Source organism: Emticicia fontis (assembly GCF_054779675.1).
This window is the reverse complement of the sequence record NZ_BAAGXU010000046.1, coordinates 166148-192734: the sequence shown is the minus strand read 5'-3', so window position 1 is coordinate 192734 and position 26587 is coordinate 166148. Positions and strand designations below refer to the sequence as shown.

Genomic DNA, 26587 nt, shown 5'->3' with positions numbered 1-26587 from the left:
TATACTAAACCCAAGATACCTTAATTACGTTTAATAAATTTTCAGTTTTATTAATACCAAAAACCGCTGATATTAGTTTATTAGGGGTATTAAACTATAATAAACCATGAAAAAAATACTCTCGCTTCTCTCGGCACTTATTTTCATTTTAAATATCCATTCGTCAATCGCGCAGGATTGCGGCGGTTATTTTGCTTTCAAAAAAGGAATGAAAGTCGAAATGACTTCTTACGACAAGAAAGATAAGCTAACACTCACAACCAGATATGAAGTAATTGATTATAAGCCTATTGACGGTGGTATCTCCATGTCATTTGCCCACGAAGTATACGATGGCAAAGGCAAATTACTATCGAAAAGTGAATCGACAGGCAAATGTGTGGGCGGAGATTATTATACCGATATCCGCAATATCAGTGGTGAGATGATGCCTAAATCGCCGGATATGAAAGTAACTGTTACCGGCGACCAGATGATATATCCAAGAGATTTAAAGGTAGGAGATGCGTTAAAAGATGCCAGTATCAATGTAAAAACCGGATTTGAAGGCGGCATGACCATCATGAACATGAATGCCAATATCACTAACCGAAAAGTAGAAGCTTACGAAACTGTGGAAACGCCTGCTGGCAAATTTGAGTGTGCCAAACTGACCTATACCATGAACATGAAATTCATGGGCAACCGCACCCTGAAATGTACCGAATATCTGGCTAAAGGCGTAGGATTGGTAAAAACCGAACAATATGACGAAAAAGGCAACCGCCAGACTTATATGGTAGTGACAAAGATCGAAGGACAGTAGAAATATATTGAATCGATTATAGACGGAGTAGGGGGTCAAAATTTTGAACCCCTACAACATTTTATATTTTAAACCACAATAAAAATATCTCCCCAAATCAATCGGTCTAGAACAACGATTTTAAAAACAGATGATAAATCTGTAAATTGCATAAATTTTCAACCTATCACTATCATGCAACGACGAGCGGCCTTAAAAACCTTTGCCTTGAGTATTGGCAGCACCCTTGTGCTCCCATCATGGGCCAATGCCTGGAGCAAAGAAACACTCAGCCAGTCAGATATTATTCTCTCTTCTTCACAGGAAGCCTTATTGGCAGAAATCGTAGAAACTATCATCCCGAAAACAGATACACCTGGAGCCAGAGAACTGAATGTAGATAAATTTGTGACTCTTATGGTGGCCGATTGCTACGATGCCAAAGCACAGGAAACATTCAAGAAAGGTTTGTCGGCAGCAGATGAAATCGCAAAGAAAAATTACAATAAAGCCTTTACAGAAGTCGAGCCTGCGCAAAGACTGGCTGTATTAAACAAAATGGATAAATCAGGCAATGATACCGAAAAAGGGTTCATCAGACTAGTGAAAAACCTGACGATTCAGGGCTATCTGAATTCAGAATATGTGATGACCAACCTGCGTGTCTTTGAATTCATTCCGGGGCGCTATCATGGCTGTGTACCTGCCAAACCGCAGGCTGGCAAATAAATATCCTAACCCTATCAAAAATCTAAAATCATGTCATATTTTAATATAGATGCCATTGCGGCGCAAACTTTTGATGCCATCGTGATTGGTTCGGGTATCAGTGGAGGCTGGGCTGCCAAAGAATTAACCGGAAAAGCACTTCGTACTCTTGTTCTGGAGCGTGGGAAAGAAGTAAAACACGTAACAGATTACCCCACGACCATGATGCAACCATGGGAGTTTGAACACCGCGGACAATTGAAAAAAGAGGTACGCGATGCTAACCCGATTGTCAGTAAATGCTATGCTTTCTATGAGGGTACCCAGCAATTTTTTGTAAAAGATGCCGAGCATCCGTATGTACAGGAAAAACCTTTCGACTGGATTCGTGGCTACCAGACAGGTGGTAAATCTTTACTTTGGGCTAGACAAACCCAACGCTGGTCGAAATACGATTTTGAAGGCCCAGGTCGTGACGGTTTTGCTGTAGAATGGCCGATTGGCTACGATGATATTGCTCCTTGGTACAGCTATGTAGAGAAATTCGCAGGGATTTCGGGAAATAAAGATGGTGTAGCCAGCTTGCCTGATGGTGAGTTCTTACCACCACACGAAATGAACTGCGTAGAGAAATATTTCAGTCAGCAGGTAGCCAAAAACTATAACGACCGCCATATTATTATGGGTCGCTGTGCGCATATTACTGAACCTAAAGCAATACATTTGGCACAGGGCAGAGCTAAATGCCAGCACCGCACCATCTGTGAGCGCGGTTGTCCGTTTGGAGGCTATTTCAGTAGCAATGCATCTACCTTGCCTTGGGCTGCCAAGACCGGAAAAATGACGCTTCGTCCTGATTCGGTGGTGCATTCTATCATTTTTGATGAAAAGAAAGGCAAAGCGACCGGCGTAAGAGTGATTGATGCCAATACCAAACAAATGACCGAGTATTATGCGCGCATCATCTTTGTAAACGCAGCGGCATTGAACTCGAACCTGATTCTGTTGAACTCTATTTCCAGTCGTTTCCCGAATGGCTTGGGTAATGATAATGGTTTGTTGGGTAAATATGTGGCTTTCCACAATTATACAGCTACCATAAACGCTGATTATGAAGGCTATCTGGATAGCACAACTGATGGTCGCCGTCCGAACTCGCCTTATATCCCTCGTTTTCGCAATGTATTCAAGCAAGAAACCGATTTCTTGCGTGGTTATGCTTCGGGTTTTCAGGCAGGCAGATATATGCGTGACGACAGAAGCGCGATGGGCGAAGATTTGAAAAAAGGCTTATTGAATCCATACTTAAGCAATGTATGGAGCGTAGGCTCACACATGATGGGAGAGACTATTCCGAAAGAAAGCAACTATGTAAGATTAGATAAAACAAAAGTTGATCCTTGGGGTATCCCGCAGTTAAGTATCTCGGTTGATTATGACGATAATGACCGCAAGATGGTAAAAGATTTCTTCGAGCAACTCACAGAAATGTATACCAAAGCAGGTTTCAAAAATATCCGTACCAATGATTCGAACCGCACGCCCGGCTTGGATATTCACGAAATGGGTGGCGTAAGAATGGGTAAAGACCCTAAAACATCTCTACTCAACAAATGGAATGCCCTGCACGAATGCAAAAACGTATTCGTAACCGATGGTGCCTGTATGACCTCAACTTCAACACAAAACCCATCATTGACTTATATGGCACTCACAGCCAGAGCCGCTGATTATGCGGTGAAGGAATTGAAGAAAGGGAATTTGTAGGGGGTATTTAATGATATGAAAGAGCCTTGTCTGTGGGAATGGACAGGGCTTTTTTATTATTTTTTTTTAGGCTTTTATGAATAAAAATTTAGTGTAATATTTGCGTAAACGGGATATTTGTGCAACAATTAAACTGTTAAAAATGCTTTTAGAAAATGAAAATAATTTATATACTTAGTTTCTTAATATTCGGAGTAGCTTTTTTATTTAGAACCTATGAGAGTTTTAGTGAATTCTTAGTTTTTCGCAAGCTAAAGAAAACGGGTCTCAAAGCAAAAGGTAAAATTAAAGAATTTGAGAAAGAGGTAGGAGATACTTCTGATACCTATCACCCGATTATTCAATTTTTCACTTATTCAAGTGAAGAGATTATTGGGAAGCCGTTCAGTGGTGGATATACTGAAAGTGAATATTTTTACTCTCCCAGAGAAGTAGAAATTATATATCTGGAATCAAATCCGGAGATATTTATTATTAAAGGGCAGGGATTTGGCTATATAGCTTTTTTCATATTCAACGTAGCGATTATTGGCTTTCTGTTTTTATAATAAAAGCATTCCAACAAAGTCTTTGAAGACCCCAAACATTTTTTAGGTAAATTTTAAAAACAAAACCTTTTGATAAATCAAAATTTCAATCAAATCAGATGCTTGCTATTCTTGTTAAGTTAGTTATACTATCAAGTATGTTCTATTGGATATACATTGTAAGTAAGTCGTATGTTAAATTCCGTAAATTAAGTCAGCACGGCTTAAAGTCCAAAGGTATTATTTCAGGATTTGATAAAGTAGAAGGAGAGAACAGTGATACTTATTTTCCGATTGTTCAATTCAGAACATATTTAGGGCTGGAAATTAAAGGCAAACCAATTGAAGGATATGATGAAAAAAAATACCATGATTTACCAAATGAGGTAGAGGTTATTTATCTGGATTCGGAGCCCGAAAAATTTATCATTGAAGGACAGAAATTTAATCGTATTCACTTATTGATTGTACCTTTCCTTATATTCATGGGTTATGATATTTTTACAAGTTTGGCAGAACAAAATCCTGATTGGATGAATGAAATTATGCAATATTTTAAGAATCTGAGTTTCTGATTACATGAAAAGGCCTTATCTGTGGAAATAGACAAGGCTTTGTAGTATAGTCAACTATATTATTTATGGCAACTTATTGAGAATATTTTTCTCTTGCCTTTTTTAAGAGCGATGGCCTGACACTTAGTTTAAGCTGGTCACTATCAGTATAACCTATGACAACTGTTTCAATTTCACTATTAGGCATAGGATAAAAACTATAATCCATTTCTCCCTCATCCAGGAACTCTGTAAAATCAATTTGACCTCGAGTGTGCTTATGGTGAAAAGATAAAGAGATTTCAGAGGGCATAATCCAATTAACCCTACCTGTTAGTAAAGTGCCGATTGGAATTTTTTTAATAAATCTCTCTCTATTAGTGCCCAAATCGATACTTTTAATAGTACCTTGACTGAGCAACTCATGCGCTTCTTTTAAGCGAGAGGGTTTAATACTCAATTTGAATTGATGCATTGTGGGATAAGCATAGGCATGTACACCTAATACAACCGCTTCAATTCGAGAACCAAGCCGTGGAAAGGAATGGAGATGATAGGCCATCGGCGGTTCGTCTAAAAATTCTACTATGTCAACTACAGCATTAGTGTCTTCCATGCCAATGTCTAAAAAGATACCAAATGGCGCTTGTGCTGTTACCGTTCCTTTGATTAAAGAACCTGGCGGGATTTTTTCATTGAGTTCATTTTCAATTAATTCTTTTGAGTACATATTTATTAGATTAAGCTGCAAAAATAGGGATTGTATTTTATTTGTTTTATGGTATTTTTGAGCTTGCTAATATTACTTTATTAAAATGATTAAAACTTATTATTAATACTTTGTCCTTAAAAATGAACACATCTTTCTTTAAAATTGAACCTGATATAAGTTTTCCATATGTTAAAAGCGAACTTCTTGGTGAGACAGGCGGCTGGAGATATAATTCTTTTATAGATAAAATTACTGATGAAAAGCTTTATTATGAACTGACTCCCATAGAACTGGTTTTTGAATATAGTGAAGATGGATTCAAATTTGGCGATTTTCATTGGTATGGCGGGACATTTGCAACAACAAAAACTCTTATTGTTTCAGAAAAGCTCAAATCAATTCTGGAGCAATTAACTTTACTACCACATCGATTTTATCCAGCGATTATAAAGACCTATTTGCAAGGCATATTAACCGAAAGAGCAGACTATTTTGTTTTTCATTTTTTACAGGATTACCTTCAGGAAATTGACTTTAATCATTCTCAGTTTGCTGTGGGTTGGTTTAGCAAATATAAAGAAGAAGGAAAGCGTAGAGAAAAGTTCTTTAAGATTTTTGAAAGAGGAGAAATTATAGATTTAGAACATTATCATGCTAAATTAGATGAAGTTTTAGGAATGGGGCCTGTAATTTTTCCTTTAGAGTTAAAATTTAAAAAATTCTATGATGTGTTAAGTGCAAGATTCAACATGCATTTTAGTCAAAAGGCAAAGAAATTAGTAGAAGAAAATAATATAACAGGAATAAGATTTGCAGAATATAATGCTGAGGCTGAATTAAGTACTGTCTTTTATATTCCGAAGATAACTGTATGATGAAAGAAAAAAACAACTACAACACGCTTACTTTTAAACTATGAACACACCTTTTTATAAAATTGAACAATATTTTAGTTTCCCGCAAGTTAAAAGCGCACTTACTGATGTGACGGGAAAGAGTTATACTTATTATGTAGATAAGATTACCGATGAAAAGTTTTATTCTGAAAAGCTTCCCATAGAACTTGTTTTTGAGCGTAGAGAAGATGAAAGAAAGTTTGGCGATTTTCATAAGTCGGGTGGAATGGATACCTTTGACTCAAAAAACACTTTCATTGTTTCAGAAAAATTCAAATCAATTTTGGAGCAGTTAGTTTTACCACCGCATCGGTTTTATCCGGCTATCATAACAACCTATTTGCAAGGTATATTAACCGAAAGGACAGATTATTACGTGTTTCATTTTTTACAGGATTATTTTCAGGAAATTGATTTTAATCAATCTCAGTTTGCTGTAGGTTGGTTTGGAGAGTTTAATGAGGAGACATTCAATATAGAACAGTTCTTTAATCTTTTAGAAATAGGAGAAATAAAGAGCAATGAAGATTATATAAAAAAATCAGAAGAAATAAAAAATTTAGGATTGAGTGTTAAAGTTTTTCCACTCGAATTAAAGTTTAAAAAATATTACGACGTCTTAAGTGCAAGGTTCAATATGTATTTTAGTGAAAAGGCAAAGAATTTAGTTGAGGAAAACAATATAACCGGAATAAGATTTGAGGCATATAATCCGGAAGCTAAATTAGATAGTGTCTTTTATATTCCTAAGATAAGGGTATGATGCATTATATTATCATCTACTGAGGATTCGTATTTTCCTTATATTTGCAAAAATCTCAATCGCCTCATGAAATCAACCCTACTCACCTTACTAACCCTCCTCACCCTCTCAACCACCCTAAAAGCCCAGCCACGAAACACCCACTACATAACAAACCAATCACCCTTATACTCTCAACCTTACACAGCTTTGCCCTTAGGCAATATTCAACCAAAAGGTTGGTTAAGAAAAATGCTGGAAACACAACGGGATGGATTGACCGGAAATCTGGATAGTGTCTATGCACTGGTTTGTGGAAAAAATAATGGTTGGCTAGGAGGTACAGGCGATAGCTGGGAGCGTGGGCCTTACTGGATTGATGGCTTAGTACCCTTAGCTTATATACTCAATGATGCCAAACTAAAAGCCAAAGCACAGGAATGGATAGAGTGGAGCATCAAAAACCAACGTCCTGACGGTTATTTCGGGCCGTATCCGTTTGATGCTAAAACCATGAAACCTATCAAAGGCACGCAACAAACCATAAGCGAAGACTGGTGGCCTAAGATGGTGATGTTGAAAGTCTTTCAGCAGTATTATATGGCTACGCAGGATAAAAGAGTAGTGACGCTCATGGACAAGTATTTCAGATACCAGTTAAAAATGCTGCCGACTGTTCCGCTGGGTAAATATACTTTCTGGGCAGAGCAAAGGGGAGGAGATAACCTGCAAATTGTCTATTGGCTCTACAACATCACCAAAGAAAAATACCTGCTTGATTTAGCTGAAATCATCCATAAACAATCCTTCAACTGGACAACCATTCTGACCAACAATACTATCCGTAAAATGAATCCTTATCCTGATTTACATTGCGTGAATGTAGCGCAGGGTATCAAAGAGCCTTTAATTTACTACCAACAACACCCCGAAGCGCAATATAGCTATGCTGTAAAAGAGGGTTTATCGGCCTTACGTGATGTACACGGCTTTGTGAATGGTATGTATGGCGGCGATGAACAATTGCACGGCAACGACCCTACCCAAGGCTCAGAACTTTGTTCGGCAGTAGAATTTATGTACTCGTTTGAAAGTGTGCTACCCATCACAGGCGATGTCTATTACGCTGATTACTTAGAGAAGATTGCCTTCAATGTACTACCCACCCAACACGACGATAAGTATACTAAGAAACAGTACTTTCAACAAGTAAACCAGATAGAAATAACAGATAAAGGTAGAAACTTCGCTGATGACCGCGAAGCACGTCTGGTTTTTGGTACTACCACAGGCTATCCTTGTTGTGTCTCAAACATGCACCAAGGCTACCCTAAATTTGTGCAAAATCTCTGGTATGCTACGGCAAATAATGGCTTGGCGGCATTGGTGTATTCAGCGTCAACGGTAAAGGCAAAAGTAGCTAATGGGATAGAGGTAACCTTTGCCGAAGAAACCAATTATCCGTTCTCCGACCAGATTAAGTTCATTTATCAAACCAAAAGTAAAACCCAGTTCCCTTTACATTTAAGAATACCTGAATGGTGTACAAAACCAGTCATAAAGGTAAATGGCAAAGAGCAAGCTTATAATGGTGAAAAGATTGTGATTCTCAATCGTCAATGGTCAGAAAATGACGAAGTGATTTTACAATTGCCCATGGAGTTCAGGTACTCTTATTGGTACGAAAAATCAGTAGGTATTGAGCGTGGCCCATTGGTTTATGCCCTGAAAATCGGGGAGAAATGGAGCGAGGTAAAAACAGATGATTATCCTGATACTTTCTATGAAGTAACCAATACTACTCCCTGGAATTATGGTATTTCAAAAAAATACATCAGCGCCGACTCTATGACCGTAAAAGTAAATGAAACCGTGTCTGATTACCCCTGGAATTTAGCAAATGCCCCAATCACTGTAAAGGCCAAAGGCAGAATTATCCCATTCTGGGAAAAGACGATGAACTCAACAGGAAAAATCCCGTTTCCCTCACACCCTTATAATAATCTAGGTACGCCTCTGGAAACGCTTACCCTGATTCCTTATGGTTGTACAACCTTGCGAATTGCGCAGTTTCCGGTAGTGGATGCTCATCAGCGGTAGCGAAACTTTTGTGGCGCGAACGTCTCGTTCGCAGTTAGATATAAAATTGCGAACGGGACGTTCGCGCCACAATGATACTTAATACCCATACCACTCAGCCCACCACGCCTGCAATTGTCGGCGAATTTCGTTTTCGCGTGCATTATTGCTGGGTTCGTAGAGTTTTGTGCCTTTCAGGTCGTCGGGTAGGAAATTGAGTTTGGTAAAATTGCCCTCGTAGTCGTGGGCATATTTATAGTTTTTTCCGTAGCCAATCTGCTTCATCAGCTTGGTAGGTGCATTGCGTAAAGCCAACGGCACAGGCAGATGAGAAGTCTTTTCAGCCAAAGCAATGGCATTTTCAATAGCCATATAAGAAGCATTTGATTTGGGCGAAGTAGCCAAGTAAATAGCAGTCTGGGAGAGAATGATTCTGCTTTCTGGATACCCAATCGTCTTGACTGCCTGCATACAGTTATTAGCCATAATCACAGCCGTCGGGTTGGCATTGCCTATATCTTCTGAGGCCAGAATCAACATCCGTCGCGCAATGAATTCTACATCTTCTCCGGCTACAATCATACGCGCCATCCAGTACAAAGCCGCATTAGGGTCTGAACCCCTGAGTGATTTAATAAAAGCCGAAATAATATCATAATGTTGCTCGCCTGATTTATCGTATCGGGCAATATTGCGTTGCGCTACTTCTTCTACCAAATCATCGTTAATGATAATCGGCGTATCAACCGGAAAGGAAAAAGTAATGATTTCAAGTAAATTCAACAGCTTCCGCCCATCACCGCCTGAAATACGCATCAACGCCTCATACGATTCAACTTTTATATCCCGTTTCTGTAATTCTACATCTTCCTGAATGGCTCTATCGGTCAGTTCTTTTAATTCCTTTTCTCCAAAAGATTCCAATACATAAACCTGACAGCGAGAAAGCACCGCACCATTAATCTCAAAAGACGGGTTCTCTGTCGTAGCACCAATCAATGTAATCTGGCCCTTTTCTACGGCTGCTAATAGCGAATCCTGTTGAGATTTATTGTATCGATGAATCTCATCAATAAATACAATGGGAGGGAACAAACCTGACGGGCGGCTGATAACTTCCCGCAATTCTTTCACCCCTGAGCTCACTGCATTTAACTGATGAAACTGCCGTTTGGTAGTTTCGGCTATCAATAAGGCTAAAGTCGTTTTTCCTGTTCCGGGAGGCCCCCACAGAATCATTGAAGGTACCAGATTGGCTTCAATGGCTTTGCGTAATGGTTTATTTTTGCCCAGAATATGCTCCTGACCAATATAGTCATCTAATTTTTTCGGACGCAGGCGTTCGGCTAATGGTGCAGTCATTTTTAATGTTGTTATGAGATTTATAAATAATCTTAGTAGCGATAGAAATTTAACAAGAAATATTTTCAATGACAAATATACGGCGCTTCTTGGAATTGTAGAACCACTCCTCTATTTTTACCCATTCGAAAACAAAACCAGATTAGCTTCGACCTATGGCAAAGAAAACGACTTCTACCAAGCAACAAGAAGAACCTCAAGAAGAAAATCGCCCCAGTTTCAAAAACGTAGAGTCTTTCAGTTTATTTACCGATTTTGATATTAATCTTTTCAAGGCAGGTAAGCATTATCGCCTCTATGAAAAGATGGGATCGCACGTGATAGAAAATCAGGGCGTCATAGGTACATACTTTGCCGTTTGGGCACCTAATGCCCGCTATGTGGCCGTTATTGGAGGGTTCAACGGATGGACTCGTGGAGCGCACCCGCTGAATTCGCGTTGGGATGGTTCAGGTATCTGGGAAGGATGGATTCCGAATATAGGTAACGGAGAAGTCTATAAATATTTTATCGCCTCAAGTACCGGAGAAGACCTTGAAAAAGGAGACCCTTTCGCCTTGAACTGGGAACACCCGCCTAAAACGGCATCAATTGTCTGGGATACGTGGTATGAATGGCAGGATAAAGACTGGATGCAGACCCGCCGCCAGAACAATGCCCTAAATGCACCAATTTCGGTCTATGAAATCCATTTAGGTTCATGGCAACGTGATCCGGGCGACCCTGAACGCAGATTGACTTATCGTGAAATTGCCAATACATTAGTGCCTTATGTGAAAGAAATGGGCTTTACACACGTAGAGTTTATGCCTGTAATGCAGCACCCGTACGAACCTTCGTGGGGCTATCAGATTACCGGCTATTTCTCTACCAGTAGCCGATTCGGCACGCCACAGGATTTTATGTATCTGGTTGAGCAATTGCATATCAATGGTATTGGCGTATTGCTGGATTGGGTTCCGTCGCACTACCCGAATGATGCGCATGGTATTTACCGTTTCGACGGTACAGCGCTTTATGAACACGAAGACCCACGAATGGGTTACCACCCTGATTGGAAAAGCTATATTTTCAACTATGGTCGCTATGAGGTGCGTTCGTTTTTAATCAGTAATGCCATCTTCTGGCTTGACCGTTTCCATGCCGATGGTTTGCGGGTAGATGCCGTAGCTTCTATGCTTTATCGTGATTATTCACGTAATGCCGGAGAATGGATACCGAATATTTTCGGTGGTAGAGAAAACCTTGAAGTAATCTCGCTATTTAAAGAACTGAACGAAGAAATATACAGAAGTTTCCCTGATACACAGACCATTGCCGAAGAATCGACGGCGTTTCCGGGCGTTTCAAGACCGGTTTATACAGGTGGCTTGGGCTTTGGTATGAAATGGATGATGGGCTGGATGAACGATACCCTGCGCTATTTTGCCAAAGACCCGATGTATCGTAAATGGCATCAGAATGACATCACTTTCAGTGTGGTATATGGTTTCTCTGAAAACTTTATGTTGCCACTTTCGCATGATGAAGTGGTATATGGAAAAGGCTCATTGATTGAAAAAATGCCGGGTGACCAATGGCGTAAGTTTGCCAACCTTCGTTTGCTGTTTACCTATATGTTTACGCACCCCGGCACTAAACTCTTGTTTATGGGTGGAGAGTTTGCGCAATATGCCGAGTGGAATTTTAAGGAAAGTCTGGACTGGCATTTATTGGAGCAACAACCAAACAAAGGCGTAAATGAGTTGATGAAAGACCTCAACAAATTGTATCGCGGAGAAGCAGCTTTATTTGACAAGCAATTCTCGCCGGATGGTTTTGAATGGATTGACACCAGCGACCGTGAAAATGCCGTAATTGTATATGCCCGCAAAGGTTTCAATGAAAAAGATACCGTTGTCGTGATATTAAACTTTACGCCAATGCCACGTTCACCTTATAGAATTGGTGTACCAGCTTCGGGAACTTACGAAGAAATTTTCAACAGTGATAACCAGAAATATTGGGGCTCAGGCGTAGTAAATGGTGATTTGAAAACCGACAAAATCCCATTACACGGAAAAGATAATTCAGTAGAAATCTCACTGCCGCCATTAGGGGGCGTAGTGTTGAGATTGAAGAAGTAAAAACGAAAGGCTCTGAGAAATCAGAGCCTTTTTTATGAGTTTGTAACCCAGAGATTGTTCGGTGGCTTGGACTACGCTCAGCCGCCGAACAATGGAGTGATTTATGTCAATAAAATACCTAATTCAAAGAAGAATCCCTCGGAATCTTTGGCATAGTAGAGTTGGAAGTAAAAATCAAAGTCAGAATAATCGTTCCCAATACAATCAGCAACGTCAATTCAAAATGTGTATCAGAAGCTGAACCTAGTACAATTTTCTGCGAAGTTTTATTCAGTTTGGCTCCTTCTGTAATCTGTATGTTTGAAAGATGATTCAAAGTATTCAAAACCCCATAAAAAGCTTCATCTAATATCTGTTTGCTTAAGGCTGCATTGATGAAATCTGATTGATGGATATGTGTTTTCTCTAAAGCCAATCCATTCGCTATTTTTTTCTTAAAGTCTTTGAATAAAACCTCTTCCGTAGGGGTGAGTTTCGTTTTTTCATAAGAAACAATTAATCCTTCAATCGCGTGATTATGCGCTTTTAGTTTATCGCTAATCTGATTTAGGTCGGTCTTTGTATGGCATTCATCTACGAGCAATTTCTTGCGTGATAAATGATTCGACATTTCATATATATAGCTCTCAGCCAGCAGACGGTCTTCATAAACAGCCGAAAAACTATCGCCCAGTTCATTAAAATGCCTTTTATCAGAGACATTCTTGATAAACAAAAAAACAAAAATAACGGTGAGTGCCATAGCGGCTTTCATCTTCTGCTCGATACTATATGCCCATTTCATGATGAAGTGATAAAATTGATTTAATACAAATATAAGTAAAAATAACTATATTTTATTGGTAATTAATAAGGAAGATTAACCAGAAGGGCAAAAGAAAAGGAGCTATTAAAGATAGCTCCTGAAAATATCTTTCTAAGACTCAATCAATATTAATTGATGTATTTTCCAAGTAGATCACTAAAGTTATCGGCCGGACTTGGGTCACCGATAGCTCTGAATTTCCAGGTATTGTCTTTGCGATAGATTTCTGCAAAGGTCATCGAACACATGCCGTTATACGTACTATCGCTCGAAAGATTATAACGGGCAATCTCTTTGCCTCTGGCATCTACGGCTCTGATGAATGCATTATGAAGCATACCAAAGTGCTGATTATTCATTTTGCCCTGATAAATCGTTACCAGAAATACAATACTATTATATTGCGGGCTCAGCGAATCCAGCAATACAATGATTTGCTCATCGTCACCATCTCCCTCACCTGTACGGTTATCTCCGGTTGATTTTAATTGACCAGACGGATGCTTCTGGTTATTATAGAAAACAATATCACTGCCAATAAAATTGAAATTATTACCATTGTAAGGTACTGTTCTGCCTAAATTCGCGATTTTATTATTGGCGTTTAATACAAAAGCAATGGCATCAAGGTCATATTCTGCATCCGACGAATAGGCGCTTTTCTGACGAATATCCCAGCCCAAACCGATAGTTACTTTTGTTAAATCAAATACTTCGCCCTTATCATTTTTTCGTAAGTCGATAGTTTGTCCTTTTAGTAAATTTATAGCCATATAATGAATGTCTTTTAATATAAATAAGTAGATAGGATAGGGTTAATTCATGCACTGAGCCACCGACGCAATCAAACTGATCATTCCGACAATAAATTTCAATACGCCAAAAAAACTTATTTCTTCTTCTTGAGCAGGTTGGGGTTGCGACGAAGCCTGCACGCTCTTAGTACAGTACTTGATGGTAGCGATGTCCAGAATATGTTGCGCTTCTGATGGAGTAGCCCCCTTGGCAATCAGGTCCTGAATAATGCTGGCATGCGGAATGTCTGCGGCATATTTAAGATATGCGTATTGCAATAATAAATCATTCATTTTTTTAAGGTAGATAAGTGGTTTTCTTTTTTAGAATACAAAACAATGGGTGAGGTAAAAAATGTAGTAGTCATGCAACAAAACCAACAGCTGAATATACGCTCACTTCTCAGACAAATTTAATAAAAGGCAACTAGAATGACAAATGAAGGATATTAAAAAACTCGCTAATGTTTTATTAGCGAGTTTTTTAATATCCTTCATTTGTCATTCTTTTACATTTTACCCTTATTATAGAAGAAGTATCAGCAAAGCATCATACCTCTTAATGCTTATTATATTTCTTCACCATATCTAGTGTATACTGCATGGTTTTGTTGCTTTTCCACGATAAATGCCCCGGTATTACATACTTCGGCGCAGGATATTTTTTGATAGAACGGGTCAATGATTTCTCCCATTCTACCGGATTTGCATCTGATAAGTTACCCACATCAGTAGCCTCTGTACTCTTTATAAAGCATCCGCCGTATAGTACCTTATCTTTTTCAAACCATACCATAATATTATCTGGCGCATGGCCTTCTCCCGGATAATAGGTTTTAAAGCTATATTCGCCCACTTTAAAAGTAGTATCTTTCCTGAAATGATATTCTGCCTCCTGTTCATTAAATTTTTTACAAAGCTCCCAGGTCTGTAGGCTTGAATAAGTTTTAATTCCCTTAGCTTTCAGAATATTCAACCCCGCAGTACGATCGGCGTGGAAGTGTGTTGAAATACTCATCACTACTTTTTTGTTATGGCGCCTTTCTATGCTATCCAGTAGTGGAAGCATCTGGTTTTCATCCCAAGGGGTGTCTATCATAACAACCCCATCTTTTGTTACCACATACATACTATTGGCCGGGTAAAGCGTGCCTTTGTAATCATTGTAAGTAGTGTAGACATAAAAATCTCCTGTCAGATGTTTAATGTCAAGGCGGTTGGTTTGGCCGAATGAAGAAATGCTAAAGAAAAAAGCACTGATGAAACTGATTAATGGAATGGTTTTCATTGATGAATTTTATGGATGATGTTTAATTGGAAAGCGGAACTTAAAGACTATTTCGTTGGTATGGGTATTTTTTACATTGAACTTGTTTAATATTAATTTCGCCAATAAAAAGGCTTGTAAGTTTATTCAAAATAATTTTTATGCTAGTGCAGACTTTAGTCTGCACTAGAAAGATGACATTTCCTTTGTTATTTTAGACGGCGATCGCAACGGCGCCCGTTTCATTCGCTGTTACTTATCATAATTCAAGCAAATAAAGCCAGTATTTTTTACCCAGCCTTGACGGTAATTCTTTAACCCTGTTGAAGCCCATGCTTTCGTATAAATGACGGGCGGCGTCCATAAATTCAGACGTATGCAGGGCAATGACGGTCTCTCCATTGGCTCTTGCGTAGTCAAGACATATTTCAATCAGGCGGCGGCCCAGACCTTTTCCGGCATAGGCTGCATCGACACCTACCATTCTTAAATAAGACCAGTCTTCCCGAAAAACCTCTGTCGGGTTGCCTCTTGGAATAAGAAAGGCCATACCAACCACTTCACCATCATGTTCACAGACAAAGCATGTTGATTGGTTTAGTAATTCAGGATAAGTATTTTCACCAGTCAGGTATTTGTTCAGTTTCTCCCAATTATCTTCAGTTAACTGGTTTTTAAAATTCCCAAATGAGTTTAGGCCGATTAGTTTAAGTTTTTCAATATCCTTGATTTCTCCCTTTCTAAAAGTGTATTCCTGCATTAGAATCAATGAGTGGTTTAATGTGGTTTTAGTAGTGATTACTATGCTTTCAGAGCCGCCAGTAATCATACTGAATATACTCGGCAGTCTCATTGGCCACGTCCTTTCCCAAAAGTTTAGACAATACATATAACGACATATCAATCCCGGCTGATACCCCAGCAGAAAGAATAATTCGCCCATTATCGACCCAACGTTCTTCGGGATATAAATTTGTATTTGGTGCTGCCTCCCGCATTTGGTCTATAGCTTTGAAATGTGTAGTGGCTGATAGTCCTTCCAACAAACCCGCTTTTGCCAGAATCAGAGAACCTGTACAAACTGATAGGAGTAATTCCACTTTTTCGTTCATGGCTCTTAGCCAGTCAAGCAGTTTCTGATTGTGCATTTCTCTTCTGGTGCCAAAGGGCGTGCCATCCGGTTTAAAGCCTCCTCCTCCCGGAATCAATAGAATATCAGGTGTCGGGCAGTCTTCAAAAGTATACGTAGCTTCTACAATCAGGTTATTACGGGCCGCAATTTTCGGCTTTTCGGCTACTGTAAATACATCAAAATACCCTGCTTTGCCACCCTGTTTTCCGGCTACGCCGAAGATTTCAAACGGGCCGGTAAAGTCTAAAACCTCTACTTCATCAAAAATAAAAATAGCAACCGATTTCATAAAAAAAGGGAATTACAAGCTGGTTTTTTTTTGAACAATTGACAGAATACTGCGAAAAATCCTGAAATCTGGTCTGTGCAAATTGTTACTCTCGCAAATTAGATTTTTCTTTGCAAAAAATTCAGATTGCATGCAGAAAATTACTATTGCCGTGGATGGCTATTCGAGTTGTGGGAAAAGTACAACAGCCAAAAGAGTGGCAAAGAAATTAGGCTACAGCTATATTGATACCGGCGCCATGTATCGGTCGGTGACACTCTATTTCCACCAACACCTGGTTACGCTTACCAACGATAGAGAAGTAGAAAAAGCCCTCGAAAATATTCATATCGAATTCCGCCATAATCCGAATGATGGCCGGAACGAAACTTTTCTGAATGGCTTGAATGTAGAAGACGAAATCAGAAAATTATATATTGCCAATCAGGTGAGCGAAGTAAGCGCCATTGCCGCTGTGAGACATGCCATGGTAGCTCAGCAACGCCGGATGGGGAAAAATAAAGGCGTAGTGATGGATGGCCGGGATATCGGCACGGTGGTTTTTCCGGATGCCGAATTAAAAATCTTTATGACTGCAGACCCGATTATCAGAGCCAATCGCCGACAAATAGAATTAGCCGATCGTGGTGATTTAGTAGATTTGGAGGAAATAATCGAAAACATCAAAAAACGCGATTTAATAGATACTACCCGTAAAGAAAGCCCACTAAGAAAAGCCGAAGACGCAGTTGAAGTAGATACGTCCCACATGACATTAGATGGACAAGTGGAGATAGTCTGTATGCTGGCTCAAGAGGTTTTGAGTAAGAAACTCAAAAATTCTGCTTCTTAACCTCATGCAACAATTTGATTATATCATTGTCGGGCAAGGCATTGCAGGGTCTTTGCTAGGCTATCAGCTTCTGAAAGCGGATAGAAAAGTATTGGTGCTGAATGATGAATCCATCCCCACTTCGTCAGCCGTTGCCGGTGGGATTTTTAATCCCATTACCGGAAAAAATCTGGATAAAACCTGGCTGGCTGATACCATCTTTCCCTATTTCAAAGAGTTTTATCTTTCGCTTGAACGAGAAACCCATAGCTACTTTTATCAAGAAACCAATCTCTTTCGCCCTTATGCCAATGAGCAACAGCGCAAACATTTTCTGCAATTGACTGATGAATATGATTTGGATAAGTACATTTCTTTAGTGAAACCGGATTCCTACCAGGAAGTAGAAAATCCATTAGGAGGCTTATATACCAGTTTTGCCGGATGGGTAGATGTACCTTTGATGATTGATGCATTGAAGCAATTATTCATCCAGTCAGATGCTTATCAGGCCGAAAGATTTGATTATCAGGCATTAGAAGTCTCACAAGAGAGGATTATTTATAAAAACTTTCAGGCAAAAAGAATCATTTTCTGTGAAGGCTATTATGCTTCTCAGAATCCTTATTTCAAATGGCTTCCTTTTAATCCGGCCAAAGGTGAAACCCTGATTGCTAGCATGAACGACTATTCTATCAAGGAAATCGTTAATCAAGGCTCGTGGATTATTCCATTGGGTAATCAGCAATACAGATTTGGCTCAACCTATGTCTGGAATCAGCTGGACTGGCAAACAACTCAGGAGGGTACAGAAGCCATTACCAGCAAAATTGATAAATTCCTCAAAACTTCTTATCAGCTCGTTGATCAGCAGGCAGGTATTCGCCCGACTACCAAAGACCGTCGCCCTTTTCTAGGCAACCATCCGGCTTATGCCAACGTCTATGTTTTTAACGGATTGGGCACCAAAGGTGTTTCGCTTGCGCCTTATTTTGCCGAGCAAATGTTATTTTTTTTGGAAAACAATAAAGATTTAATGCCAGACTCTAACATTCAGAGATTTTATTCGTTATATTCGTTATAAGATTAAAAGTATATCTTAAAATAATGTTTTGGCCTTTAATTCTCTCTTTTTTCAGTTTTGCACGGCCACAACAATAGAATTTGATTATATACTAAGCATATAACCCATAATCCAGGAAATTAAGTGTTTTGAGACCCGACCGAAGGAGCGGGATTATTCAGAGAGCTATGGAAAAATTCTCTACTTATCGCCGATGCGCTTTGCGCCTATTTACCCTTAATGCTCTTATTTTCATAGGAATACAAACTGCTTTTGCCCAAAATTATTTTTCGTCTACACAAGAAGAATTTGGTAAAAATCGTATTCAGGAAAAAAGATTCGAGTGGCTCACTATCAGAAGTAATAATTTTGAGTTTAATTATTACCGTGGAGGCGATAAAATTGCCCAAAGCGCTGCCAAACTTTCAGAAAGTGAATATGACCGTATCACCGAGTTATTGGGTTATACGCCTTTCACTACCATGAAGATTTTCCTGTATAACTCGCCTAAAGATTTAGCCCAAAGTAATATCGGACTCACTGCTCCTATAGACCTCGACGGGAGTATTCTGAATCTGGCCAAGTCACGCGTGCAGATTGCGTATACAGGTAATGAGGAAACTTTCAAGAAAGAATTAATCAGACAAATATCCCGTTTGTTTGTATACGATATGCTCTATGGAGGGTCTTTGAAAGAAGTACTCCAAAGCTCACTTTTATTGACCGTTCCTGAATGGTATATGGCGGGTATTTCGGCCTATATTTCTGAAAACAGTGAAGAACCTGCTGTCCTTGATCGGCTGAAAGTAGCGGTAATGAAAAATAAGGATAAAAAGATTTCTCACCTCGAAGGCAAAGATGCCGAGCTGGTAGGACAATCTATCTGGAATTACATAGCTATGCGTTATGGTAAAGATAATATCTCGAATATCCTGAATCTGACCCGTATTATCCGTACCGAAGAATCGAGCATAACCAGCACATTGGGTATCTCTTACAACCGCTTCATGAAAGAGTGGAAAGATTTTTATCTGAGTGGGGCTTATGCCAATACCAACGAGAAACTTGACGAACCAAAAGAAAAAACAATTGTTTCGCCTAAAATAGAATTAACAAAACCTAAAGAAAAACTGGTTTTAGAAAAAGGAGAAGTAGACACAGATAATTATGAGTTCGATGCCGAGAATGTGATTAAATCGCTGGCCAACGAAACAGCTAGAGCAAAGGTTGATAACACGGATAAATCAATACCGAAATCGGGCAGATACAGAGAAACATTGAAAATCAAAGGCCCTTATGCCTATGAAAATCTCATGATTGCCAACGATATGAAGTTTGATTTCCTGATGGATCCGGTGCGCCGGATGGGAGTAAAACTAAATCTGGTATTGAATGATTTATTAGAAAATCATAATATCAAGCTAGGGCTTTTCGTGACTCCGATACTCAAAAATCATGATGTTTTCTTAGAATACAACAATAACGCTAAGCGTGTCGACTGGGGCTTTGGTATCATGCGTCGCTCTATTTCATTGGGCGAATTAGATTCCCGTAGTTTATATCTGTTCCGTCCGTTAGGTATTACTACCCCATCAACAGCCATTGTGCCTATGGATAGACGCTTGTATTATAACAAGTTTTCGGTCTATGCCAATTATCCTTTCAGCCGCAATCTGCGTGTAGGTATTTCACCTTATCTGATGACAACCACCGATATTGATTTGGCAGAATTAGGCCGTAAAACCCTGAGTTCTAATTACCTAGGGTATAAAGCTGAATTGGTTTACGATAATACTACACCGCTTTTCAGCAAAGTCTTGTTAGGAACGCGTGCAAAAGTGCGTTTAGAGCGCAATTACAGCCTTAACTCAAGTACCGAGAATTTCAGCCGTCTCGTAATAGATGCCCGTCATTATCAAAGAGTTCTGAACAGCTTTATTTTTGCGGCTCGTTTGTCTTATAGCCGTTCGTTGGGCAGCGCGCCAAAAGAGACATTTCTGGGTGGTGTTGAGAATAGCATTAACCGTAGCGTTGAGCAGATAAATGGGCAAGGTACAGGTATTCCACGTGATTTGCGCGATATTCTTTTCTACGATTATGCCGGAAACTTAAGAGGTTTCAATTTTGCTAAATTATATGGTACCAGCCATTTATTAACCAATTTCGAATTACGCCTGCCATTAGCGCAATATTTCTCGAAAGGCTCGCTTACTTCTAATTTCTTACGCAATATGCAATTCGTAGGATTCAGTGATATCGGTACAGCCTGGTATGGCAACAAAGGGCCATTCAACCGTCAGAATAGTTTGAATACAGAAGTAATTGGTGGAGGTGCTAACCCGTTCAGAGCAACCGTAACCAATTTCAAAAATCCATTCCTGATTGGTTATGGAATGGGTGTAAGAACCACGATTCTGGGCTATTTAGTAAAAGCCGATTATGCCTGGGGTCTTGAAGACAAAGAAGTAGGCAAACCAAAGCTATACATTTCGCTTGGTTACGATTTCTAATAGATACATAGCCTTCAGTTAGAATAAACGCTATCTGAAGATGATATAGAAAAACCCGTTCCTACCGAATGGGTTTTTCGTTTGTTTAGCACCCAACCAACCAATAACCTGATGAAGGCCGACCAGAAAAAAATCCAACAGACCGCTATTTTATACAACCAATTGATTAATTTCTTCTGGTCGATAATGGCATTTGCGCCTGTGGTTTATTTCTGCTATCAGTATCTGCCCCTAAAACTCTTGTATCTATTCACAGGCATTAGTTGCATAGTTATTTTCCTGCCTAATGCTATGCTTGATAAAATTCAGCTAAGCCAATCTTGCAATGCCTATCAAAAAATCGGAATCCGCTTCATTAAGAAATATACGCAGGATGGAGACTGGGTAAATAGATTCATCAAAACCCGGCACACTCAATATAAATATGTAGAGAACCGACAGGCTATTAAAAAGCTGATTAGTAAATCTTATATGCAGGAAAAATTCCATTATCTGGTTTTTGTATTCTTTCTCTGCCTCATGGTTTATGCCATTTTGCTTGGCCTCTTTGGTTGGGCAATTTTTATCGGCATAGCTAACATTATCTATAATATCTATCCCATTTTTCTGCAACAATATAATCGGATCAGGATTAATCACCTCTTGAAAAGGCAAACCAACTGAAAACAAAACCAATAAGCATTATCCACTTTTTTTAACCATCTTATAATCAATGAATCATTTTCCTGTTACTACCTCTACGCTTTCCGAGCCACACCTGGCCTTGTTTTTACAAGAGAAATACGGCCTCAGCACTAATACCACCTGTCGATTATTAAAGGCCGGAATCAACCATGCCTATCTGGTAAGTGATGGCGAGAAAAAATCTGTTTTCAGAATTTATAGCCTCAACTGGCGGAAAGAAAAAGAGATTTCAGAAGAAATCAGACTACTGAACTTGCTGAACGAAAATCAGATTCCTGTGTCGTATCCAATAGCCGATACCCAAGGAGATTATATTCAAACCCTGAATGCCCCGGAAGGAGAAAGATTCGGTCTGATGTTTTCTTATGCCAAAGGCGAGAAGATTCTTAATTTCTCACCCGAAGTGCATGAGAAAATAGGCATAATCATGGCAAAATTTCATCGTGTCACTCAGGATCTTTATTTAGATAGGGTTACCTACACGCCCGAAGAATTATTGATAAAGTCGCCGCAACATTTCTTTGGTTTTTTACCTGATGATGCCCCGGAAGTAGAATTCATCCGCTATGCACAAAAGCATCTGCTGGCGCAGTTGAAGAAAGTCGATGAAACGCAAGTGCGAAAAGGCGTAATACATCTCGACATCTGGTTTGATAATATGAATATTCTGAATGAAGAAGAAATAACCCTGTTCGATTTTGATTTCTGCGGCAATGGCTGGCAATGCTATGATATTGGCTACTATATCTTACAGATTCATAGCATAGAGGCAGATGAAAACGAGTATAAACTCAAAGCAGAAAGTTTCCTGAAAGGCTACGAGTCTGTCACCGCGATTAGTGCCGAAGAAAAACGTTTGCTACCTATGTTGGCCGAATGTATTTACCTGTTTTATCTGGGCGTGCAATGCCGGCGATTCAACAATTGGTCAAATACCTTTATCAATGATGTATATCTAACAAGGTTCATCAATCTTCGTATCAAACGGTGGTTTGATTATAATAAACTGGGTGAGCTTATCTAAGGCTCATACAAACTATCGTTTCGTATAGGAGATGTTCAAAATTTTGAACCCTTACCTCTCAAAATAAAACTTTTGACTATTAACAAAAACTTTGCATCAGATACTTTTCTAGGTGGGGTTTTAATTGGCAAACGGTCAATATAACAGGTTATTGAAAAATGCGACTTTGTTTGTAATTTTATCAATTAAATTACAAACGCAGAATACACATGACCAATAACGAAATCATTGCACATAGGCTTTATAACCAACAGATTACTGAAACCCAATTGACCAGACCAGAAGAAGTGGTTTCATGGCTGGTAGCGGTTCAGGCGCAGGAATACGCCATGTCAAAATGGGCGATAGGATTGAGAGTAAATGGTGTTAATGAAATCCAGATAGAGCAAGCCATCGACGAGGGCAAGATTTTGCGTACGCACCTCATGCGCCCAACGTGGCATTTCGTAAGCCCTGCCGACATCAGATGGTTATCGGCATTGACAGCCCCTAGAGTGCATGCCTTCAATGCCTATCAATATCGAAAAAACGGTCTGGATAGCTCGGTTTTTAACAAGTGCAATGATATTATGGTCAAAAACCTGGAGGGTGGCAAATCGCTTACCCGCGCTGTTTTAAATACCGCGTTTCAGGAGGCTGGTATTGCAACAGATACCATTGCTTTAAGCTGTATCATGATGCAGGCCGAACTGGATGGGATTATCTGTAGCGGCCCACGTCAGGGTAAGCAATTTACCTATGCCTTGATTGATGAGCGCGTGCCAGCTACTCAACCATTAAGTCAGGAAGAAGCATTAAGCCAGTTGGCATTGAGATATTTTACCAGCAGAGGCCCAGCCACAGCACAGGATTTTGTCTGGTGGTCGGGTTTAACCATGAAAGAGGCCAAAGCAGGCATAGCTAATCTCCCTCCATACTTTATTCATAAAAAAGTAAATGGGCAGGAGTACATTTATGCACCTGCCAATCCAAAAGAAATAGAACACCCGACACATTCGTTTCTGATGCCCGATTATGACGAATACGGTATTGCTTATAAAAACCGCGAAGCCATTTCGTTGCCTAAGAATAAAGTTGTTATTAATCAGGAAAAAAATGGTTTTCCATTTAACCGTATGATTATTATCAACGGAACGATTGCAGGGGCCTGGCAAAGAACCATAAAAAATAAAAAAATAAACGTTGAGCTTGCCCCATTTTATGCCTTTAATGAGCAAGAAAACGCCATTGTTGAGAAGTCTGTCAACCGATTGAAGACTTTCTTTGGTGGGGCTATTGATGATACTGAGTAATAGATTATTATGAGCCTGGTTACCTACATTCCGAGCGATATACTGAAACCTTATATAAGGTTATTAGCTATTTCTGAGGCTACTCAGGAGGCAGAATATAAGGTTTTGCCCGGCACTTCGCTGGTGATGGGGTTTCAATACAGAGGGCGTCTGGCAACGATTGAAGACATCAGTGTAAAACCTCTGGATACCGCAGGAATTACAGGCTTGCAGGATAAATTCAGAATATTTCAGAATTCAAATAATATTGGTACAGTGCTGGTTTTCTTCAATGAAACAGGAGCCGCTTACTTTTTCAAAGCACCTATGCATGAGTTGTTTGGAGAAAGCGTTTCTTTAGAGAATTTTACAGGGAAGTCGCTACTGAATGAAATAGAAGAACGATTATCTGAGGCACAGACTGCCCGGCAGCGGATTGATATAATCGAGCAATTTCTGATCAACCATTTACAACCTATCCAGGCCGATGCACTGGTACAATCAGCTATTCAGCAGATTCAATTGGCTAAAGGTAATATCCGAATTAGTGAACTGGCTAAACAATTATATACAAGTAAAAGCCCTCTTGAAAAACGATTCAGAAAGATAGTAGGGGCATCACCCAAAAAATTTGCCTCAATCGTCCGGTTCAATGCTTTGTTGAAAGAATCCACTCATGAAAAATCATTGACAGAATTAGGATATGATGCAGGCTATTTTGATCAGGCGCATTTCATTCATGATTTCAAGGTCTTTACCGGCGAAACACCGGAAACTTATTTCAATAAGAAAAACAATTCTCATAAATGACTCTATGAATCAGTGTCAGCTTTAATTTCCGATTGTATATATGCATAAACTCCCTTAGAATCCTCGGCATTAAACCATTGAAAATTATCTTGATTCTTGAACCAGGTCATTTGTCTTTTGGCATATCTTCGTGAATTGCGTTTCAATAATTCAACCATCATCGGGTAATCATACACACCATCCAGAAACTCAAAAACCTCTTTATAACCTACCGTTTGTAAGGCATTATGGTTTTTATAGTTGGTCAAGCCTTTCACCTCGTCCATTAAACCATTAGCCAGCATCATATCCATACGTCGGTTGATACGGTCGTAAAGTTCTTCCCGTGGGCGTTCAATGCCTATTTTGATGAACTCAAAACTTCGCTTTACTTTAGTCTTTTTATGAAATTCCGAAAATGGTTTGCCCGTACTCAAACAAACTTCCAAAGCCCTCACTACTCTTTGAGAATTCTGTAAATCAGCAGTGGCAGCGTATTCCGGGTCAAGCTTTTTAAGTTCTTCTGCTAATATCGCCACACCCTCAGTCTCTAGTCTTTGCATCAGGTTTTCGCGCAAGGCCAATGGCGCTTCAGGCATATCATCCAAGCCATCAGTGATAGCCTTCACAAATAAGCCAGAGCCCCCGGTCATGATTACTACGTCTTTCCGTTTGAAAATATCTTCTTCCAATATTCTGATGACATCTCTCTCAAAATCTCCGGCACTATAATAGGTATCAATGCTATGCGAATCAATAAAATGATGCACAACGCCATCCATTTCTTCTTTAGTTGGTTTGGCTGTACCGATACTGAGTTCTTTGTAAAACTGTCTTGAATCCGCTGAAATAATTTCAGTATCCAGTTGATGAGCTAATTTTATAGCCAAGTCAGTTTTGCCAACGGCAGTTGGGCCGACTAATAGAATTAAGTATTTACTGGGTGTTTGTGTCAAGTTTATTTAAAGTGCTTTTAGCTGCAAAAATACTGAAAAACGGCTTATGATATATCTTTATAAATGAAGAACTCTTATATGCCTTATGTTCTTTTGTTTTCATGGTCCTGGGCTATTACTTTTTTTCAGCTAAAAAAAGTAACAGCCCAGGACTATGAAAAACAAAATGATCTAAAGACAACAGCATCATACCGTAATATTTCTATATTTGATTAAGAAACCCTTATCTGAATTTTACGTCTCAATTAAAAAATTACGCTTTGGAAAACATGGACTTTCTGCTTTTTATTTTAGCGCTTGGTGTAGGTGGAATTGCCGCCTGGCAGGTTTTTAATTGGATGTACGGCAAGAAAATACGTGATAACCGCGAGCAATTGCGACGTGAATCAACTCTGTTACTTGAACGAATAGAGAAAGTATTCAAAGTAGTAGTAGCCGAGGGATATTTTACCGAGATCTACGACCATAGCAGCAAGAAAGACTTCTGGGGGCTTTTCAAAATCAATAAAAAGGCATTGGTAGTGTCAAGAGCAAAGGTTTCGGTAGGGTTTGATTTTGGTAAAATGAAAGTCAGACGAGATGAAACCACCCGCAAACTGATAGTAGAAGCGTTTCCAGCTGCCGAAGTAATCTCTATTGATACCGACTATAAATTTTATGACATAGACCAGGGCTGGCTCAATAAATTCAGCCATGAAGACTATACCAATATCCTGAATGAAGCCAAGAAACTGATGCAGGAAAAAGCACTGGAAAGCGACTTGCCCAAAGTAGCCAACCGCCAGATAGGCCTAATGATGAATCAACTAGCTGCCTGTGTTAATTGGGAAATCGACTACAAGCAACTGGAGACTAACAATAAAAAAGAGTTATCTGAATTCGGTGATTTTCAGGAGGTACAATAGCAATAAACAAGTTTAATTAATCACTAAATC

26 protein-coding genes are annotated in these 26587 nt (G+C 39.4%); 17 read left to right on the top strand and 9 right to left on the bottom strand.

Annotated features, from left to right (window positions below; genetic code table 11):
• The first annotated feature begins 106 nt into the window (after positions 1–106).
• From ACYVFA_RS20475 to ACYVFA_RS20455, 5 genes are all read left to right on the top strand, one after another.
• On the top strand, positions 107–805 hold the full coding sequence (locus tag ACYVFA_RS20475) for a TapB family protein (protein ID WP_460473720.1): 699 nt from the start codon (positions 107–109) through the stop codon (positions 803–805).
• A gap of 174 nt (positions 806–979) precedes the next feature.
• Positions 980–1513: a gluconate 2-dehydrogenase subunit 3 family protein gene (locus ACYVFA_RS20470; protein WP_460473719.1), complete on the top strand. Its 534-nt coding sequence runs from the start codon at positions 980–982 to the stop codon at positions 1511–1513.
• A gap of 30 nt (positions 1514–1543) precedes the next feature.
• Positions 1544–3259 carry a GMC family oxidoreductase gene (locus tag ACYVFA_RS20465; protein ID WP_460473718.1) on the top strand — a complete coding sequence of 572 codons (1716 nt, stop codon included), beginning with the start codon at positions 1544–1546 and terminating at the stop codon, positions 3257–3259.
• Between the two features lie 155 nt (positions 3260–3414).
• The gene (locus ACYVFA_RS20460) at positions 3415–3807 is read left to right on the top strand and encodes a DUF3592 domain-containing protein (protein WP_460473717.1); all 393 of its coding nucleotides are present in this window, start codon (positions 3415–3417) and stop codon (positions 3805–3807) included.
• Between the two features lie 98 nt (positions 3808–3905).
• Positions 3906–4361 (top strand): DUF3592 domain-containing protein, encoded by a 456-nt coding sequence (locus tag ACYVFA_RS20455; RefSeq protein ID WP_460473716.1) that lies wholly within the window; start codon positions 3906–3908, stop codon positions 4359–4361.
• 73 nt (positions 4362–4434) lie between these two features.
• Here ACYVFA_RS20455 and ACYVFA_RS20450 read toward each other — a convergent pair whose 3' ends face one another.
• Positions 4435–5070: a hypothetical protein gene (locus ACYVFA_RS20450; protein ID WP_460473715.1), complete on the bottom strand. Its 636-nt coding sequence runs from the start codon at positions 5068–5070 to the stop codon at positions 4435–4437.
• Between the two features lie 122 nt (positions 5071–5192).
• On the opposite strand from ACYVFA_RS20450, the gene ACYVFA_RS20445 reads away from it, so the two are divergent.
• The 3 genes from ACYVFA_RS20445 to ACYVFA_RS20435 all read left to right on the top strand — a co-directional run bounded on the left by ACYVFA_RS20445 (position 5193) and on the right by ACYVFA_RS20435 (position 8790).
• Complete coding sequence (locus ACYVFA_RS20445; RefSeq protein WP_460473714.1) at positions 5193–5927, top strand: hypothetical protein; 735 nt, start codon at positions 5193–5195, stop codon at positions 5925–5927.
• Between the two features lie 40 nt (positions 5928–5967).
• Positions 5968–6711, top strand: a complete 744-nt coding sequence (locus ACYVFA_RS20440; RefSeq protein WP_460473713.1) for a hypothetical protein — start codon at positions 5968–5970, stop codon at positions 6709–6711.
• Between the two features lie 66 nt (positions 6712–6777).
• A complete protein-coding gene (locus tag ACYVFA_RS20435; RefSeq protein ID WP_460473712.1) occupies positions 6778–8790 on the top strand; it encodes a beta-L-arabinofuranosidase domain-containing protein in 2013 nt (670 codons plus the stop codon).
• Positions 8791–8868: 78 nt separating this feature from the next.
• Here ACYVFA_RS20435 and ACYVFA_RS20430 read toward each other — a convergent pair whose 3' ends face one another.
• A complete protein-coding gene (locus ACYVFA_RS20430) occupies positions 8869–10131 on the bottom strand; it encodes a replication-associated recombination protein A (protein ID WP_460473711.1) in 1263 nt (420 codons plus the stop codon).
• A 155-nt stretch (positions 10132–10286) separates the two neighbouring features.
• Between ACYVFA_RS20430 and glgB the strand changes: the two genes are divergently transcribed.
• Positions 10287–12257, top strand: a complete 1971-nt coding sequence (gene glgB, locus ACYVFA_RS20425) for a 1,4-alpha-glucan-branching protein (RefSeq protein ID WP_460473710.1) — start codon at positions 10287–10289, stop codon at positions 12255–12257.
• Between the two features lie 118 nt (positions 12258–12375).
• Here the strand turns inward: glgB and ACYVFA_RS20420 are convergent, their stop codons facing one another.
• From ACYVFA_RS20420 to ACYVFA_RS20395, 6 genes are all read right to left on the bottom strand, one after another.
• Entirely contained in the window at positions 12376–13041 is a 666-nt protein-coding gene (locus ACYVFA_RS20420) for an MCP four helix bundle domain-containing protein (RefSeq protein ID WP_460473709.1), read from the bottom strand.
• Between the two features lie 149 nt (positions 13042–13190).
• Positions 13191–13835, bottom strand: a complete 645-nt coding sequence (locus tag ACYVFA_RS20415; RefSeq protein WP_460473708.1) for a TerD family protein — start codon at positions 13833–13835, stop codon at positions 13191–13193.
• A gap of 42 nt (positions 13836–13877) precedes the next feature.
• Positions 13878–14135: a hypothetical protein gene (locus tag ACYVFA_RS20410; RefSeq protein ID WP_460473707.1), complete on the bottom strand. Its 258-nt coding sequence runs from the start codon at positions 14133–14135 to the stop codon at positions 13878–13880.
• Positions 14136–14415: 280 nt separating this feature from the next.
• Positions 14416–15144, bottom strand: a complete 729-nt coding sequence (gene bla / locus ACYVFA_RS20405; protein WP_460473706.1) for an MBL fold metallo-hydrolase — start codon at positions 15142–15144, stop codon at positions 14416–14418.
• A gap of 238 nt (positions 15145–15382) precedes the next feature.
• Positions 15383–15883, bottom strand: a complete 501-nt coding sequence (locus tag ACYVFA_RS20400) for a GNAT family N-acetyltransferase (protein WP_460473705.1) — start codon at positions 15881–15883, stop codon at positions 15383–15385.
• A gap of 49 nt (positions 15884–15932) precedes the next feature.
• On the bottom strand, positions 15933–16544 hold the full coding sequence (locus ACYVFA_RS20395) for a DJ-1/PfpI family protein (RefSeq protein ID WP_460473704.1): 612 nt from the start codon (positions 16542–16544) through the stop codon (positions 15933–15935).
• A gap of 130 nt (positions 16545–16674) precedes the next feature.
• On the opposite strand from ACYVFA_RS20395, the gene cmk reads away from it, so the two are divergent.
• From cmk to ACYVFA_RS20360, 7 genes are all read left to right on the top strand, one after another.
• Complete coding sequence (gene cmk, locus ACYVFA_RS20390; protein WP_460473703.1) at positions 16675–17376, top strand: (d)CMP kinase; 702 nt, start codon at positions 16675–16677, stop codon at positions 17374–17376.
• A 4-nt stretch (positions 17377–17380) separates the two neighbouring features.
• Entirely contained in the window at positions 17381–18439 is a 1059-nt protein-coding gene (locus ACYVFA_RS20385; RefSeq protein WP_460473702.1) for an NAD(P)/FAD-dependent oxidoreductase, read from the top strand.
• A 167-nt stretch (positions 18440–18606) separates the two neighbouring features.
• Positions 18607–20928, top strand: coding sequence for a BamA/TamA family outer membrane protein (locus ACYVFA_RS20380; RefSeq protein WP_460473701.1), 2322 nt, complete (start codon positions 18607–18609; stop codon positions 20926–20928).
• Positions 20929–21039: 111 nt separating this feature from the next.
• Entirely contained in the window at positions 21040–21591 is a 552-nt protein-coding gene (locus ACYVFA_RS20375; RefSeq protein WP_460473700.1) for a glycosyl-4,4'-diaponeurosporenoate acyltransferase CrtO family protein, read from the top strand.
• Between the two features lie 49 nt (positions 21592–21640).
• Positions 21641–22636, top strand: a complete 996-nt coding sequence (locus ACYVFA_RS20370) for a phosphotransferase enzyme family protein (RefSeq protein ID WP_460473699.1) — start codon at positions 21641–21643, stop codon at positions 22634–22636.
• Positions 22637–22845: 209 nt separating this feature from the next.
• Positions 22846–23928: a winged helix DNA-binding domain-containing protein gene (locus tag ACYVFA_RS20365; RefSeq protein ID WP_460473698.1), complete on the top strand. Its 1083-nt coding sequence runs from the start codon at positions 22846–22848 to the stop codon at positions 23926–23928.
• Between the two features lie 9 nt (positions 23929–23937).
• A complete protein-coding gene (locus tag ACYVFA_RS20360) occupies positions 23938–24717 on the top strand; it encodes a helix-turn-helix domain-containing protein (RefSeq protein ID WP_460473697.1) in 780 nt (259 codons plus the stop codon).
• A gap of 2 nt (positions 24718–24719) precedes the next feature.
• Here the strand turns inward: ACYVFA_RS20360 and miaA are convergent, their stop codons facing one another.
• Positions 24720–25652 carry a tRNA (adenosine(37)-N6)-dimethylallyltransferase gene (miaA, locus tag ACYVFA_RS20355; protein WP_460473696.1) on the bottom strand — a complete coding sequence of 311 codons (933 nt, stop codon included), beginning with the start codon at positions 25650–25652 and terminating at the stop codon, positions 24720–24722.
• A gap of 269 nt (positions 25653–25921) precedes the next feature.
• On the opposite strand from miaA, the gene ACYVFA_RS20350 reads away from it, so the two are divergent.
• Entirely contained in the window at positions 25922–26557 is a 636-nt protein-coding gene (locus ACYVFA_RS20350; RefSeq protein ID WP_460473695.1) for a DUF4230 domain-containing protein, read from the top strand.
• The last annotated feature ends 30 nt before the right edge of the window (positions 26558–26587 follow it).

Bases quoted from the DNA above. Each gene is read 5' to 3' on its own strand.
- ACYVFA_RS20465 (WP_460473718.1), top strand. From the start codon at position 1,544: ATGTCATATTTTAATATAGATGCCATTGCGGCGCAAACTTTTGATGCC.
- ACYVFA_RS20360 (WP_460473697.1), top strand. From the start codon at position 23,938: ATGAGCCTGGTTACCTACATTCCGAGCGATATACTGAAACCTTATATA.
- ACYVFA_RS20450 (WP_460473715.1), bottom strand. From the start codon at position 5,070: ATGTACTCAAAAGAATTAATTGAAAATGAACTCAATGAAAAAATCCCG.
- cmk (WP_460473703.1), top strand. From the start codon at position 16,675: ATGCAGAAAATTACTATTGCCGTGGATGGCTATTCGAGTTGTGGGAAA.
- bla (WP_460473706.1), bottom strand. From the start codon at position 15,144: ATGAAAACCATTCCATTAATCAGTTTCATCAGTGCTTTTTTCTTTAGC.
- ACYVFA_RS20445 (WP_460473714.1), top strand. From the start codon at position 5,193: ATGAACACATCTTTCTTTAAAATTGAACCTGATATAAGTTTTCCATAT.
- glgB (WP_460473710.1), top strand. From the start codon at position 10,287: ATGGCAAAGAAAACGACTTCTACCAAGCAACAAGAAGAACCTCAAGAA.
- ACYVFA_RS20430 (WP_460473711.1), bottom strand. From the start codon at position 10,131: ATGACTGCACCATTAGCCGAACGCCTGCGTCCGAAAAAATTAGATGAC.
- ACYVFA_RS20370 (WP_460473699.1), top strand. From the start codon at position 21,641: ATGAATCATTTTCCTGTTACTACCTCTACGCTTTCCGAGCCACACCTG.
- ACYVFA_RS20395 (WP_460473704.1), bottom strand. From the start codon at position 16,544: ATGAAATCGGTTGCTATTTTTATTTTTGATGAAGTAGAGGTTTTAGAC.
- ACYVFA_RS20380 (WP_460473701.1), top strand. From the start codon at position 18,607: ATGGAAAAATTCTCTACTTATCGCCGATGCGCTTTGCGCCTATTTACC.
- ACYVFA_RS20365 (WP_460473698.1), top strand. From the start codon at position 22,846: ATGACCAATAACGAAATCATTGCACATAGGCTTTATAACCAACAGATT.
- ACYVFA_RS20460 (WP_460473717.1), top strand. From the start codon at position 3,415: ATGAAAATAATTTATATACTTAGTTTCTTAATATTCGGAGTAGCTTTT.
- ACYVFA_RS20470 (WP_460473719.1), top strand. From the start codon at position 980: ATGCAACGACGAGCGGCCTTAAAAACCTTTGCCTTGAGTATTGGCAGC.
- ACYVFA_RS20350 (WP_460473695.1), top strand. From the start codon at position 25,922: ATGGACTTTCTGCTTTTTATTTTAGCGCTTGGTGTAGGTGGAATTGCC.
- ACYVFA_RS20420 (WP_460473709.1), bottom strand. From the start codon at position 13,041: ATGAAATGGGCATATAGTATCGAGCAGAAGATGAAAGCCGCTATGGCA.
- ACYVFA_RS20435 (WP_460473712.1), top strand. From the start codon at position 6,778: ATGAAATCAACCCTACTCACCTTACTAACCCTCCTCACCCTCTCAACC.
- ACYVFA_RS20455 (WP_460473716.1), top strand. From the start codon at position 3,906: ATGCTTGCTATTCTTGTTAAGTTAGTTATACTATCAAGTATGTTCTAT.
- ACYVFA_RS20415 (WP_460473708.1), bottom strand. From the start codon at position 13,835: ATGGCTATAAATTTACTAAAAGGACAAACTATCGACTTACGAAAAAAT.
- ACYVFA_RS20375 (WP_460473700.1), top strand. From the start codon at position 21,040: ATGAAGGCCGACCAGAAAAAAATCCAACAGACCGCTATTTTATACAAC.
- ACYVFA_RS20475 (WP_460473720.1), top strand. From the start codon at position 107: ATGAAAAAAATACTCTCGCTTCTCTCGGCACTTATTTTCATTTTAAAT.
- ACYVFA_RS20440 (WP_460473713.1), top strand. From the start codon at position 5,968: ATGAACACACCTTTTTATAAAATTGAACAATATTTTAGTTTCCCGCAA.
- ACYVFA_RS20385 (WP_460473702.1), top strand. From the start codon at position 17,381: ATGCAACAATTTGATTATATCATTGTCGGGCAAGGCATTGCAGGGTCT.
- ACYVFA_RS20400 (WP_460473705.1), bottom strand. From the start codon at position 15,883: ATGCAGGAATACACTTTTAGAAAGGGAGAAATCAAGGATATTGAAAAA.